13 protein-coding genes are annotated in these 12,979 nt (G+C 69.0%); 9 read left to right on the top strand and 4 right to left on the bottom strand.

Annotated features, from left to right (window positions below; translation table 11 throughout):
• Nucleotides 1-8: 8 nt before the first annotated feature.
• On the top strand, nt 9-473 hold the full coding sequence (locus tag ACFVVM_RS14220; RefSeq protein WP_387617464.1) for a MarR family winged helix-turn-helix transcriptional regulator: 465 nt from the start codon (nt 9-11) through the stop codon (nt 471-473).
• A gap of 16 nt (nt 474-489) precedes the next feature.
• On the opposite strand, the gene ACFVVM_RS14215 is transcribed toward ACFVVM_RS14220, so the two are convergent.
• Together ACFVVM_RS14215 and ACFVVM_RS14210 are read right to left on the bottom strand one after the other, a co-directional pair.
• Nucleotides 490-1,107: a TetR/AcrR family transcriptional regulator gene (locus ACFVVM_RS14215; RefSeq protein ID WP_387617462.1), complete on the bottom strand. Its 618-nt coding sequence runs from the start codon at nt 1,105-1,107 to the stop codon at nt 490-492.
• Entirely contained in the window at nt 1,107-1,463 is a 357-nt protein-coding gene (locus ACFVVM_RS14210; protein WP_387617460.1) for an SPW repeat protein, read from the bottom strand. The genes ACFVVM_RS14215 and ACFVVM_RS14210 overlap by 1 nt, the downstream gene beginning before the upstream one ends.
• Nucleotides 1,464-1,656: 193 nt before the next feature.
• Between ACFVVM_RS14210 and ACFVVM_RS14205 the strand changes: the two genes are divergently transcribed.
• The 3 genes from ACFVVM_RS14205 (at nt 1,657) to ACFVVM_RS14195 (ending at nt 4,611) form a co-directional block, all read left to right on the top strand.
• The gene (locus ACFVVM_RS14205; protein ID WP_387617458.1) at nt 1,657-2,856 is read left to right on the top strand and encodes an NAD(P)/FAD-dependent oxidoreductase; all 1,200 of its coding nucleotides are present in this window, start codon (nt 1,657-1,659) and stop codon (nt 2,854-2,856) included.
• A gap of 126 nt (nt 2,857-2,982) precedes the next feature.
• On the top strand, nt 2,983-3,747 hold the full coding sequence (locus ACFVVM_RS14200; protein WP_387617456.1) for a glutamate racemase: 765 nt from the start codon (nt 2,983-2,985) through the stop codon (nt 3,745-3,747).
• Nucleotides 3,748-3,870: 123 nt separating this feature from the next.
• Nucleotides 3,871-4,611: a DNA alkylation repair protein gene (locus tag ACFVVM_RS14195; protein WP_387617454.1), complete on the top strand. Its 741-nt coding sequence runs from the start codon at nt 3,871-3,873 to the stop codon at nt 4,609-4,611.
• Nucleotides 4,612-4,614: 3 nt separating this feature from the next.
• Here the strand turns inward: ACFVVM_RS14195 and ACFVVM_RS14190 are convergent, their stop codons facing one another.
• Nucleotides 4,615-5,670 carry a 2Fe-2S iron-sulfur cluster-binding protein gene (locus tag ACFVVM_RS14190; protein WP_387617452.1) on the bottom strand — a complete coding sequence of 352 codons (1,056 nt, stop codon included), beginning with the start codon at nt 5,668-5,670 and terminating at the stop codon, nt 4,615-4,617.
• A 37-nt stretch (nt 5,671-5,707) separates the two neighbouring features.
• Complete coding sequence (gene mftR2 / locus ACFVVM_RS14185; protein ID WP_387617450.1) at nt 5,708-6,346, bottom strand: mycofactocin system transcriptional regulator MftR2; 639 nt, start codon at nt 6,344-6,346, stop codon at nt 5,708-5,710.
• A gap of 197 nt (nt 6,347-6,543) precedes the next feature.
• On the opposite strand from mftR2, the gene mftA reads away from it, so the two are divergent.
• From mftA to ACFVVM_RS14160, 5 genes are all read left to right on the top strand, one after another.
• Entirely contained in the window at nt 6,544-6,648 is a 105-nt protein-coding gene (gene mftA, locus ACFVVM_RS14180; protein ID WP_156910620.1) for a mycofactocin precursor MftA, read from the top strand.
• Between the two features lie 2 nt (nt 6,649-6,650).
• Complete coding sequence (gene mftC, locus ACFVVM_RS14175) at nt 6,651-8,144, top strand: mycofactocin radical SAM maturase (protein WP_387619200.1); 1,494 nt, start codon at nt 6,651-6,653, stop codon at nt 8,142-8,144.
• 141 nt (nt 8,145-8,285) lie between these two features.
• Entirely contained in the window at nt 8,286-9,683 is a 1,398-nt protein-coding gene (mftF, locus tag ACFVVM_RS14170) for a mycofactocin biosynthesis glycosyltransferase MftF (protein ID WP_387617447.1), read from the top strand.
• A 10-nt stretch (nt 9,684-9,693) separates the two neighbouring features.
• Nucleotides 9,694-11,103 (top strand): mycofactocin system GMC family oxidoreductase MftG, encoded by a 1,410-nt coding sequence (gene mftG / locus ACFVVM_RS14165; protein ID WP_387617446.1) that lies wholly within the window; start codon nt 9,694-9,696, stop codon nt 11,101-11,103.
• Nucleotides 11,104-11,208: 105 nt separating this feature from the next.
• Complete coding sequence (locus tag ACFVVM_RS14160) at nt 11,209-12,576, top strand: GAF domain-containing protein (protein ID WP_387617444.1); 1,368 nt, start codon at nt 11,209-11,211, stop codon at nt 12,574-12,576.
• Nucleotides 12,577-12,979 lie beyond the last annotated feature (403 nt).

Here is a 12,979-nt window from a genome sequence, read left to right as displayed (position 1 = left end):
GTCGCCTGATGGCAGTCCACCGGCAGCGCCCGCCATCCTTGCTCGCCCAGCCCTCGTATCTGGCCTCGCAGGTGTCGAAGTTCGGGCGTCAGCAGCTGGAGACCGCACTGGCCGAACGGGGACTCCGGCTGGGCCACCAGGCCGTGCTCAGCGCACTCGACGACTTCGGCCCGCTGTCGCAACAGCAACTGGCCGACGCGCTCGACCTCGACAAGAGCCACCTGGTCGGCCGGATCGACGAGCTACAGCGCCTCGGCCTGGTGACCAGGGCCCAGGATCCGGCCGACCGCCGCCGCAACCGAATCGCCCTCACGGACACGGGCGAGGCCGCGGCGCACGAACTGCATCCGGTGGCGATGGCATCGCAACGCGGTTTCCTCGACGCGCTCTCCACCGCGGAACAGCAGACCCTGACCGACCTCCTGCGTCGTGTCCTCGCCGCCAACGACGCCACCCGCTGGAACGAGTCGTGATCCCCGCGCCCGGTACTCAGCCGAGTTGGGTCATGCCCGCCGCGACGACCTGAGCGACATTCGTCAGATCGTCGACGGTGGGGACGGGAAGGCCGTCGAGGGCGTGCAGCCGATCGGCGCCCGCGATGGCGAACATGGCCGAGACCCAGGCGGCCGCGCAGGCACGCAGGGTGCCGGGGCGGATCGGGGTGGGGGTGCTGGCCTCGAGGACGTGCGCGGTGACGTCGAGGAGTTGATCGCGCAGTAGACGCAGCCTGCGGCGGACGTCGGGATGGGTGTCGGCTTCGCGCCACATGATCACGCGCAGCACCGAGGAGTGGTGGTCGCGCAGGTTGAGCGCGGTGTCGAGATTGATCAGGCTGGCCGCGGGGTCACCGGGGGCGACGACGGAGCCGATGTCGGTGATGGGGTGCTCGGGCACGCGTTCGCGCATGAGCGCGGACAGAATCGCGTTCTTGGTGGGGAAGTAGTAGAAGACCAGCCCCTTGGGCACCCCGGCGGCCGCCGCCAGGGCGGCGGTCGGCGTCGCATCGAATCCCTGTGCGGCGAACAGGTTTTCGGCGGCATCCAGAATGAGTTGCCGGGCGTCGCCATCGCGTTTCGCGTTGCGGCGCCCGACTCGTCGGCCCGGCATCAGTGATGGGGAGCCATATTGTGCAGGCGCTGCGACATCGCGGGCAGCGCGGCGACCGCGACGACCGCCGTCACCACCCCGACCACCCACGCGGTCCAGGACGCACCACTGAACGCGGTGAAGCTCATGGCCCACGGCGAGATGAACAGGAGCACGCCGAACAGGCCCATCGCGTAGTCGGCGCCGGCCATGCTCGCCCTGGCCATCTGGATCAGCCCGGTCGCGGCGATGAGCACGCCGAGCACGATGAGCGTCCAGCGGGCATTGCTGTTGGTGTCGAGCCACAGGGGCGAGAGTGCGGTGAACGCGCCGAGTACGACGGCGAGAAAGTCTTGTGCGCGGCTGTCGTTGAACATTGGAGTGCCTCCTCATCGAGACTGAATCCGAATTGAAAAATACCTCTGACCTCGGTCTACTCCTGATTGACCGCCCGGTCGATACCGGTACCGGCACGGTTGGGTTGCGACGTGGGTGTCACAGGTGTCCTCGCGCACTGGTACAAACATCTGGGGGCCGTAGTGGCCCGCGACACAGCAGAAGGACACATCTATGAGCGCGCCCATCGTGATCGTCGGAGCGGGTCTGGCAGGCCTGCGTACGGCGGAGGAACTGCGCCGGGCCGGGTACGAAGGTGGGGTGCTGCTGCTCGGCGACGAGACGCGCCCGCCCTACGATCGCCCGCCGCTGTCGAAGCAGTTCGTGCGCGGCGAGACCGACGACACCACGCTGCGGCCGCCGGAGTTCTTCGCGGACAAGAACATCGAGCTGCGCCTTGGCACCGCCGTCACCGGCGTCGACACCGCCGCGCGCACGATCACCCTCGCCGACGGCACCGCGATCGCCTACGACCAGCTGATCATCGCGACCGGTCTGCGCCCGCGCCGCCTGCCCGGCCTGTCCGCGGCGGCCGGTGTGCACGTCCTGCGGGCCCACGAGGATGCCGAAACCCTGCGCGCCGAACTCGACGGCGCGAGCCGGGCGCTGATCATCGGCGCCGGGTTCATCGGCTGCGAACTCGCTGCCAGCTTCCGCGCCGCCGGGGTCGAGGTCAGCCTCGTCGAGCCGCAGCCGACCCCGCTGGCCTCGGTGCTCGGCGAGCAGATCGGCACGCTGGTGGCCAGGATGCACCAGGCCGAGGGAGTGGACCTGCGCTGCGGCACCGGCGTCGACACGCTGCGCGCCGACGAGTCCGGGCGGGTGCGTGGCGCGCTGCTCACCGACGGCACCGAACTCGACGCGGACCTGGTCGTCATCGGGGTCGGTTCGGTTCCGGTCACCGACTGGCTCGCCGATTCCGGCATCGAGCTGGCCGAGCCTGCCGCGGGTGGTGGCGTGCTCGCCGACGAGGTCGGCCGCACCTCCGCCGAGGCCGTCTGGGCCGTCGGCGACGTGGCCGCCTGGCAGCACGACACCGGCGTCCGCAAGCGCGTCGAGCACTGGACCAGCGCGGGTGAACAGGCCAAACTCCTGGTCACCGCACTCCTCGGTGGACCGGCCCCCACCGCGGCTCGCGTGCCGTACTTCTGGAGCGACCAGTACGACGTCAAGATCCAGGCCCTCGGCACCCCCGCCGCCACCGACGACGTCACCATCGTCACCGACGACGGCCGCAAATTCCTCGCCTACTACTCCCGCGACGGCATCCTCACCGCCGTCCTCGGCGCAGGCCTCACCTCCCAGGTAATGAAACTCCGCGCCAAACTCGCCACCCCCACCCCGGTCGCCGATCTCTTGGCGCCCACCTCGTAGCGCAACCCGACAGCGGGGCCAGGGGTTCGATTCTCCTGGCCCCGACCCACGGTCGAGAATCGCCGAGGAGCGCGGTCCGGACACGGTCGCGACGGGCCGAACACCGCGCTGTAATACGGTGGACCAGTGATCGTCGCGCTCATCGATTCCGGCCTTGGCCTGTTGCCTACGGCTGCTTGGTTGCGCAAATTGCGGCCTGATGTGGATCTGTTGCTGCTGCTCGACCCCGAGGGCGCGCCGTGGGGGCCCAAGCCGGAGGAGTGGGTGGTCGACCGGGTGCTCGACACCGCGCGGCAGGCGCTCGAGCTGGGGGCCGAGGTGATCGTGCTGCCGTGCAATACCGCGAGCGTGACGGCGCTGGATCATGTGCGGGCCGCGGTGGGGGAGTCGGTGCCGGTGATCGGGACGGTGCCCGCGATCAAGCCTGCGGCGGCGCAGTGCCGGTCGGTGGCGGTGTGGGCGACCGCGGCGACGACCGCCAGCCGCTATCAGGCCGATCTGATCGCCCGGTTCGGCGGCGAGGCGAAGGTGGTCGGGGTGGCCTGTCACGGGCTGGCCGACGCGATCGACCGCGGTGACCTGCCCGCCATCGGTGAGTCCATCGCCGACGCCGCGGCGCGCACCCCCGCCGATGTGGAGGGTGTTGTCCTCGGCTGCACGCACTATCCCCTGGTCATCGACGCCATCGTGGCTGCGCTGCCGGACGGCGTACGCCTGTTCGACAGCGCCCAGGCCGTGGCCGCCCAGACGATCCGCAAGATGGATGAACTCGGCCGCCCCACCACCGGCAACGGCACCGTCACGGTCCGCACCAGCGGGCAGCCGGGCGAATTGCCCGCCGGCGCGGCGACATTCGAGTCCGGGCGACTGCTCGGAGCGCTTCCGGACTGAGCGGTGTCGGCCGCAGGCGGATTCCGCGGCCGTCGACGTGGCCGATTGCCGTGACACCTACGCCGGATTGTCGGTCCCCCGGAGTTGAATGCGGATGGAACCCGTCGACTCCGGAGGTGCGCAGTGTCCGAGCTCCCCACCGCTACACAGGTGCGCAAGGCTCTCACCGAGCTGGCGGATCCCGAGGACGCCGGGAACCTGCAACGCTTCTTCAAGACCGCTCCCGGCGAATACGGCGAGGGTGACGTCTTCCTCGGCGTCCGCGTCCCCGCGAGCCGGAAAGTGGCGAAACAGTTCGCCACCCTGCCACTCGAGCAGATCGACGAACTCCTCGACAGCCCCGTCCACGAGGAACGCCTCACGGCCCTGTTCGTCCTGAACCTCCGCTTCGCCGCCGCGTCGAAGCCGCGCACCCGGGACGACAGCGCCCGCGCGGAGATGGTCGAGCTCTATCTCGCGGCCGTGCGCCGGGGCAGGGTGAACAACTGGGACCTGGTCGACGCCTCCGCCGAACACATCATCGGTCCCTGGCTGCTCGACCAGGATCGCGCCCTGCTGTTCCAGCTCGCCGGGCAGGATTCACTGTGGGAGCGGCGAGTGGCCCTGCTGTCCACCTTCGCCTTCATCAAGGCGGGTGATCCGAGCACCACGCTGGAACTCGCCGAAATCCTGCTCACCGACCGCCGCGATCTCATCCAGAAGGCCCTCGGCTGGATGCTGCGCGAGGTCGGCAAACGCGTCGACCGAGCGGTGCTCACCGGGTTCCTCGACGCACACGCCGCCGAGATGGGCCGCACCGCACTGAGTTACGCGGCCGAACACCTCACTCCGGAACAGCGCACCGCCTACCGGGCGATGCGCTGAAGCTCAGAACTGGATCTTCAACCGATCCGTCACCGGCCGCGCCTGGCAGCCGAGGATGTACCCGTTCTCGATGTCCTCGGGATCGAGGATCTCGGCGTTGTCCATCTCCACCTTGCCCTCGAGCACCGTGCAGGCACACGACCCGCACTCGCCCTCCTGGCAGGAGTAGGGCACGTCGAGCCCCTTGCTCAGCATGATGTCGACCAGCGTCTGCTTGCGCGGCCAGGACAGCTCGTGCACCTGCCCGTCGAGTTCGACCTCGACGGTCGCGGCATCGGCCGCCTCGTCCTCGCTCACCTCGGCGGGCGCGTGGTCGGCGAACGGATCACCGGCCAGGGAGTTGAACACCTCGGCGTGGGTGCGCGCACGCGGCACCTCGAGGGCGGCCAGCGCGTCGTGCACCAGGTCCATGAACGGCTTGGGCCCGCACATGAACGCCTCGTAGGCGGTGTAGGGCGCGACCAACCCGGCCAGCATGTCGGCGGTCGGCAGCCCGAGCAGCGGTTCGAGCCAGTGGATGACGGTGAGTCGCTGCGGATGCTTGCCGACGAGTTCGCGCAGCTCGTCGGCGAAGATCACCGAGCCCGCGTCGCGGTTGGCGTAGACCAGCACGATCTTGCCGGAGCCCTCCGACAGCGCCGACTTCAGGATCGACATGACCGGGGTGATGCCACTGCCCGCGCCGAACAGCAGCAGGTCCTCGTCGAGGTTCTTGGGGGTGAACACCCCAGAGGGCGGCAGCACCTCGAGCTCGTCGCCCGCGGAGATGTTGTCGCACAGCCAGTTCGAGCCGTAACCGCCCTCGGTACGCTTGACCGTCACCTTGGGCAGATCGTCGGTGAACGGCGAGCTGGCCAGCGAGTAGCAGCGGGCGACCGAACCGGTCTGCTCGCTGGGGATGCGCACGGTCAGGAACTGGCCCGGCTGATAACGGAAACGTTCGCGGAGTTCGTCGGGCACCTCGAAGACCACGGAGTGGGTGTCGGCCGTCTCGGCGATCACCGCGGCCACCCGCAGCACCACCGAGCGCGAACCGTGCGGAACCTCGACTGTGGTCATGTCGTCCTCTCGAACAAAACTAGAACGTGTTTCAGTTTCATGCTAGGTCGGGACGCGCCTGCAGGGCAAGCTGTGCCTCGAGACCGGCGACCAACACCTCCATCCCGAAGTCGTAGGAGTACTTGCCGCGCAGGTCGGGCATGTACTTGGTGGCGCGGGCCACGGCCTCGGGTAACAGCACGTCAGCGGGGGCGGAACGGTCGCGCGGATTCACCCGGCTGCGGCCGAACAGGTAGGTGTGGATGGTCGCGTAGGCGGCCAGCACGTTGCGGTCGCTGAAGCCCGCGTCGAACAGGATCTCCATCACCGCGTCGATCAGGTCGAGCTGCTTGCCGAGCATCTGCTCGAGCAGGATGTCGCCCAGGCCGGGATGCCTGCGCAGTTTATCGTCTATCTGATCGATCAGATCGCGCAGGCGCACCTGCCACGGGCCGGACTCGGGCGCGGGCTTGCGCACGCCGAGCAGCGCCGCGCTGGCCACCAGATCGAGCAGCTCACGCTTGTCGGCCACGTAGTAGTACGGCGCCATCGGCGAGACGCCGAGCTCGCGCGAGAGTCTGCGCATCGACAGCTTCTCCACGCCGTCCTCGCGCACGACCCGCAACGCCGCTTCGACGATCTCCGACTCCGACAGCGTGGAATTCGCCCCGCTCCCAGCCCCACCGTGGTTACGCAAGCTTTTGCCTCACCTCTACTGACACCGGGCCGTCCGACCCGTTCCCGTCTGCTCTCGGAAGTCTAAAGGGGTGCGCACATCGCGGGGGCGGCTGTGCGGATCGGTGGTCGGCGGGCAGCGAGATTTTCGATTCCGCTCCTTTATGGCAGTGACTGACGTTAAGGTCCGAGGTGACCGGCAACACAATGGAGGTAGTCATGTCAGAGAACGCGACGCGTGCGACCGTCGAAACCGACGAGGACCTGGTCACCGAGACGCTGATCGAAGAGGTCAGCATCGACGGCATGTGCGGCGTGTACTGATCATGGAGGCAGGCGTGCTCGATCTCGACACCCGCTGGGCGCTGCATCCGCGGGTCTCCCTGCGGCCGGAATCCTTCGGAGCGCTGCTGTATCACTTCGGCACCCGCAAGCTCTCGTTCCTCAAGAGCCGCGATCTGGTCGACGTGGTGCAGTCGCTGCCCGCGCATCCTTCGATGCGGGCGGCGCTGCGCGCCAAGGGGGTCGGTGGCTCCGACGCTCACATCAAGGCGCTCGCCCAGCTCGCCGACACCGACATGATCGTGCCCGCGCCGGGCCCGGTCACCCCGGTGACGGCGGTGAGCATGCCTGCCCCGACCGGCGCCCCGCAGGGCGGCCGGCTGATCGATCGCTTCGAATCGGGTCTGGCGGCACCGATCTGCCTGACCTGGGAACTCACCTACGCCTGCAACCTGTCGTGCGTGCACTGCCTGTCCTCCTCCGGACGGCGTGACCCGAACGAACTGAGCACCGAGCAATGCAAGGCGCTGATCGACGAGTTCGAGCGCATGCAGATCTTCTACGTCAACATCGGCGGCGGCGAGCCGACCGTGCGCCCGGACTTCTGGGAGCTGGTCGACTACGCCACCGCCCACCACGTGGGAGTCAAGTTCTCCACCAACGGCGTTCGGATCAACGAGGAGGTCGCCGCGCGGCTGGCCGCCAGCGACTACGTCGACGTGCAGATCTCCCTCGACGGCGCGACCGCCGAGGTCAACGACCACGTGCGCGGTCCCGGCTCCTACGACACCGCCATCAAGGCCCTGTCGAACCTGGCCGCTGCCGGCTTCACCGACGCCAAGCTCTCGGTCGTGGCCACCCGCCACAACATCGGCCAGCTCGACGAATTCAAGGCCATCGCCGACCGTTACGGCGCCACCCTGCGCCTGACCCGGCTTCGCCCGTCCGGCCGCGGCGCCGACGTGTGGGACGAACTGCACCCGCTGCCCGAACAGCAGCGCGAGCTCTACGACTGGCTGGTCCGCAACGGCGACGGCGTGCTCACCGGCGACTCCTTCTTCCACCTGTCCGCCTTCGGCTCGGCGCTGCCCGGGCTGAACATGTGCGGCGCGGGTCGCGTGGTGTGCCTGGTCGACCCGGTCGGTGACGTCTACGCCTGCCCGTTCGCCATCCACGACCGGTTCAAGGCCGGAAACATCGTCACCGAGGGCGGATTCGACTCGGTGTGGACCAACTCGTCGCTGTTCGCCGAACTGCGCGAGCCGGTCGACGGTGGCGCCTGCACCAAGTGCGCGCACTACGACGCGTGCCGCGGCGGCTGCATGGCGGCCAAGTTCTTCACCGGCCTGCCCGCCAACGGACCCGATCCGGAATGCGTGCAGGGCTACGGCGAAGCGGCACTGTCCCTGCCGGGACGCACCATTCCGCGACCCGCGGTCGACCATTCGCGCCCGGTACGGACCCGTGGTCGGGTGTCGCTGCCGCTGACCGTCAAGCGCCCGCCTGCCAAGGCGTGCAACGAGAGTCCGCTCGGCTGAGCCGAACCCGGTTGCCAGAAGTGCGCTGCCGATCTTGTTCATGGGGCTGGCTATCGGTCACGGCGGCATTTCGGGCGGACTTTCCTCCTTTTTTGTGGGGTGATGATGTCTGGAAGGCCAATTGCGCATAGCATGCGAGGAATGCGCCATGATCGTCTGCCCGACGGCTTCGGGGTACGGATCGATCCACGGGTACGCGCATTTTCCGGGGGGCGGATCCTGATCGGCGGATCCCCCGCGCGGATGCTGCGCCTGGCCCCGGAGGCCGCCGAGTTGATCGGCGACGGGTACCTGGAGGTGACCGATACCAAGTCCGCGATCGTCGCTCGCCGCCTGCTCGATTCCGGTGTGGCGAACCCGCGTCCGCGACTGCTGCCCTCCCTCGACGACATCACCATCGTCATCCCGCTCTACAACAACGCCGACGGGCTGTTGCGGTTACTCGCCACCCTGCGCGGCCACAATGTGATCGTCGTCGACGACGGTTCCGACGAGCCGGTGCGCATCCCGCCGCGCCAGGGCCGCGGCCAGGTGACGGTGCTTCGTCACGAGCGCCCGCTCGGCCCCGCCGCTGCCCGGAATGCCGGATTACAGGCGGCGACAACGGGCTTCGTCGCCTTCCTCGACTCCGATGTGGTGCCGCGCAGCGGGTGGCTCGAGGTGATGCTCGGGCACTTCAGTGATCCGCAGGTCGCGCTGGTCGCCCCGCGAATCGTCGCGCTGGACAAGGAGTCCAACGCGCTGGCCCGCTACGAGCACACCCGGTCCTCGCTCGACCTCGGTCGGCGTGAGTCGGCGGTGCACGCGCGCGGGGTCGTGTCGTATGTGCCGAGCGCGGCGCTGCTGGCGCGCCGGGCCGCGCTGCTCGGTGAGGGCGGCTTCGACGAGTCGATGCAGGTGGCCGAGGACGTCGACCTGTGCTGGCGGCTGGAACGGGCGGGCTGGCGGCTGCGCTACGAGCCCGCCGCGCACGTCGCCCACGATCACCGGGTCGGCTTCCGCGCCTGGTTCGGGCGCCGGATGTTCTACGGCACCGGTGCCGCGCCGCTGGGCAAGCGGCACGCGGGCATGGTCTCGCCGCTGTCGGTGCCCACCTGGACCGTGCTGGCCAGCCTGCTGTTCGCGACCCTGTCCAAGTGGGGGCTGCTCGGCGGACTGGTCACCCTCGGCACCGCCCTGATCCGGCTGCGGCGCGTCTTCGCCGAACTGGACAACCCGACCCGTATCGCGGCGGTCTATCTGGCCCGCGGCTTCTTCGCCGGACTGTGGCGGCTGGCCTCGGCGATGTGCCGGGACTATTGGCCGGTGACGCTGCTGGCGGTGCTGCTGTCGAGCCGGATCAGGAAGATCGCCGTCACCATGGCGCTCGCCGACGGGCTGGCCGACTGGTTCACCCATCGCGATTCCGGTGGCCTCGATCCGGTGCGGTACGTGGCCTACAAGCGCATCGATGATGTGGCCTACGGCAGTGGCCTGTGGCTCGGCGTCATCCGGGCCCGCAGCTTCGAGGCGCTCAAGCCGCACGTTCCGCCCAGCTGAGTTCGGCCGCGTGGCGAGCACTCTCATCGTCGGCGCCGGGTCGGCGGGCTGCGTGCTCGCCGCCCGGCTCAGCGCCGATCCGGAACACACCGTGCGAGTGCTCGAGGCCGGTCCGGTCTGGCCGGCACTCACCGACCTGCCCGCCGAACTCCGCGATCCCGGCCACCTCCCGGTCGGCCCGGACTCCTCCGTGGTGTGGCGATACCCGGGAAACCTGGTGCGCGGCAAATTGATCGGCGGCTCCGGCGCGATCAACGGCAGCTACTTCGTTCGCCCACCCGTCACCGACTTCGCCGCGTGGAGCGCCGAGGCCCGCAGTCCCCGGTGGTCCTTCGACGCGGTCGTGCCGATCTTCCGCGCCCTGGAACACGACCTCGACTTCGGCACCGCGCCCGGCCACGGAGACAGCGGCCCGATCCCGGTGCAGCGCACGACCGACCCCACACCGTTCAGCGCCGAGTTCGCCGCGGCCTGTGCGGCGGCGGGATTCCCGGAGCGAGCAGACCTCAACGCTCTCCCCGAACCCACGGACACGCGACCCGGGGCGGGATACGGCCGGGTGCCCTTGGCGGTGTCAGCGGGGCGCCGGGCCGGACCCGCTGTCACTCATCTGTATCCGGCTCTCGGTCGAGCCAACCTGACGGTCACCGGCGAGACGATGGTGACGCGGCTGCTCCTGCGCGGCACGCGGGTGATCGGGGTGAAGTGGGCGCGTGGTCGTGAGCGAGGCAGAACCTGTGCCGATCGGGTGGTGGTGTGCGCGGGGGCGGTGGAGTCGGCGGCGCTGCTGATCCGGTCCGGGATCGGGCCCGAACCACAGCTGCGGTCGCTGGGCGTGCCGGTCGTCCAGCCCGCCCCGGTGGGCGCCTGGTGTACCGATCATCCCGAGATCGGCATCGAATTCGCCGGGCCCGCGCCGGCCACCTCGGCGGTCGCCCTCGAATACGTCCTCGAATTCGGCGATCTCGAACTGCGTCCTTACACCCCGATGTTCACGCCGGGTCTGCGCAGATTGGGGGTGGCGCTCATGCGCCCGGAATCGACCGGGAACCTGACCCTGGTCTCCGCCGACCCGGCCGTGCCGCCGCGCATCGACCAGGGCTACCTGCGCGCCGCGCGGGACCGTTCCGCCCTGCGCGCAGGCGTCGAGTTGGCCACCCAGCTACTCGGCCTGAACCCCGATACGGTCGACGAGAACTGGCTGCGCGCCCACCTGGGCACTTCCCAGCATCTCTCGGGCACCTGCCGAATGGGACCCGCCGGCGACGAGCGCGCCGTGGTCGACGAGCTCGGTGGAGTGCACGGCATCGACGCGCTGACGGTCGCCGATCTGTCGATCGTGCCGGTCCCGCTGGGCCGTGGTCCGCAGGCCACGGTGGTGATGCAGGCCGCGGCCATAGCCGAATGCATGGCAGTGTGACGAAGTGACGGCTGATACCACGATGTGACCTGCCGGACAAACCCACACTTCTGGCGATTGGGCCGATAACTCACCGGTACAGTTTGTATCGGGAAAGAAAGGCAAATGGTCAGCAATCTTGCAGGTGGGCGGCCCCCACGGCAGGCAGCGGAGGCGGGCGCTCAGCTCGGAGCTCTGGAAGCCTATGCCGCACAGGCCCATGGATATCTCAGTGCCGGTGGTGAACAGCTGACCCAGCTGGCCGGCCTGCTGCGTCCGCTCGTCCTCGAATCCTGGCTGCGCAGTGTGCGCGGCGGAGTCGATCCAACGGACGTGCTGGACGGTCGGGGTCTGCGTGGTGCGGACCTGGCGCGCTATCGCGATGCCCATCCCATCGCCGCCCTCATGCCGCTGATCGACAAACTGCTGGTCCAGGACGCGGCGCACGCCGGATTGATCGTGACCGTGGCCGACCAGTTCGGCCGCGTGCTCTCGGTGCACGGCCATCCCGACCAGGTCGCCGCCGTCGCCGAGATCGGCGTGCGCGAGGGCGACGATCTCAGCGAACGCCGCGTCGGCACCAATGCCGTCGGTCTCGTCGTGCGCACGGGCCGCGCGACCTGGATCCACGGACCCGAACATTTCCTGCATCGCATGCACCAGATCACCGGCGCCGCGGCCCCCGTGCACGAGCCGGACGGCCGCCTGATCGGTGTGCTGATGATTGCGGGCGGTATGCGGGTGGCCAAGCCCGAGATCCTCGCGCTGGTCAAGGCCGCCGCGACCGCCGCCGAGATGGACCTGGTGCTGCGCGCGATGCGCGCCGGTCGTGGCGACGTGACGGCCGTGCCCGCGCACCAGCCCGACGACCCCGATCGTGCCCGCCTCGGGCTCGAGGTCCTCGGACTCGGCCAGCCGCAATTGAGTACCGCGGGGGAGCGGGTGCCGCTCTCGCAACGGCACGCCGAGATCCTGCTGTTGCTCACCGAGCATCCCGAAGGGCTCGGCGCCGATCATCTGGCGCTGCTGCTCGACGACACGGATCTGGACAACGGCACGATCCGCGCGGCGATGTCGCGATTGCGGTCGGTGATCGGTGCCTCCGTGGTCGGATCGCGCCCTTACCGTCTGCGCGTGCATGTCGCAACCGATGTGGAGGCGTTGCGGGCGGCACTCGACTCCGGTGATATCGAAACCGCATTGCGGTTCTACGCCGGTCCGGTGCTGCCGCGCTCCTCCGCGCCGGGCATCTGCGACATCCGCGACGAGTTGCGGGTGCGATTGCGCACCGCCGTGCTCGCTTCCGGCGATCCGGGCGTGCTGCGCCGGTGGACCGCGGGCGCCGACGGCCGTGACGACGCCGCCGCGTGGGCCGCCTACCGGGCGACGGTCGACCGTGACTCACCGCTGTATGCGCAGATCGAGGCCAAGATCCGGGTGTTGGACCGGCGCCTCGGTGCCGATGCAACGCAGATGCAACGTTTCGGCTCATAGTCTCCCCATCGAGCAGTGTGCTAGATCACAAAGCCGACCACGGTGTGGTCGAGCACACACTGCTGCCCAGGTCGTGGGGACACCTCGGAGCAGACTGGACGCTCGTCCGATATTTTTAGCGGAAAAAGTTTCTTTTTATTAACCGACGGCATAGTGTCTGCAAGGCATGGACAGGCGCCATGTGATGTAACAGACAACAAAGCCGGGGCATCGGCAGTACGCCTCGGCCGCGACGTTGGAGGAACGATCATCAGTTAGACACCTCGCGACGGACGGAACGTCTGTCGCGCCGACGGCCGATCGAGCCGTCGATCTCGTCCACATGATCTGTCGGGGATCCTGCGCTGGTGCGGCGTCGCGCCCACCGCGCTCACACCGAATCTCTCGGTCTCACGGAGTACTC

The sequence above is a fragment of the Nocardia sp. NPDC058176 genome (assembly GCF_042883805.1).
Lineage (GTDB): Bacteria > Actinomycetota > Actinomycetes > Mycobacteriales > Mycobacteriaceae > Nocardia.
The sequence above is the reverse complement of the archived record's forward strand: the minus strand, read 5'-3'. Positions and strand labels throughout refer to the sequence as shown.

What these genes read in the sequence shown, in the direction of transcription:
- ACFVVM_RS14220 (WP_387617464.1), top strand. Translation starts at nt 9, where the DNA reads ATGGCAGTCCACCGGCAGCGCCCGCCATCCTTGCTCGCCCAGCCCTCG.
- ACFVVM_RS14215 (WP_387617462.1), bottom strand. Translation starts at nt 1,107, where the DNA reads ATGCCGGGCCGACGAGTCGGGCGCCGCAACGCGAAACGCGATGGCGAC.
- ACFVVM_RS14210 (WP_387617460.1), bottom strand. Translation starts at nt 1,463, where the DNA reads ATGTTCAACGACAGCCGCGCACAAGACTTTCTCGCCGTCGTACTCGGC.
- ACFVVM_RS14205 (WP_387617458.1), top strand. Translation starts at nt 1,657, where the DNA reads ATGAGCGCGCCCATCGTGATCGTCGGAGCGGGTCTGGCAGGCCTGCGT.
- ACFVVM_RS14190 (WP_387617452.1), bottom strand. Translation starts at nt 5,670, where the DNA reads ATGACCACAGTCGAGGTTCCGCACGGTTCGCGCTCGGTGGTGCTGCGG.
- mftA (WP_156910620.1), top strand. Translation starts at nt 6,544, where the DNA reads ATGTCAGAGAACGCGACGCGTGCGACCGTCGAAACCGACGAGGACCTG.
- mftC (WP_387619200.1), top strand. Translation starts at nt 6,651, where the DNA reads ATGGAGGCAGGCGTGCTCGATCTCGACACCCGCTGGGCGCTGCATCCG.
- mftF (WP_387617447.1), top strand. Translation starts at nt 8,286, where the DNA reads ATGCGCCATGATCGTCTGCCCGACGGCTTCGGGGTACGGATCGATCCA.
- ACFVVM_RS14160 (WP_387617444.1), top strand. Translation starts at nt 11,209, where the DNA reads ATGGTCAGCAATCTTGCAGGTGGGCGGCCCCCACGGCAGGCAGCGGAG.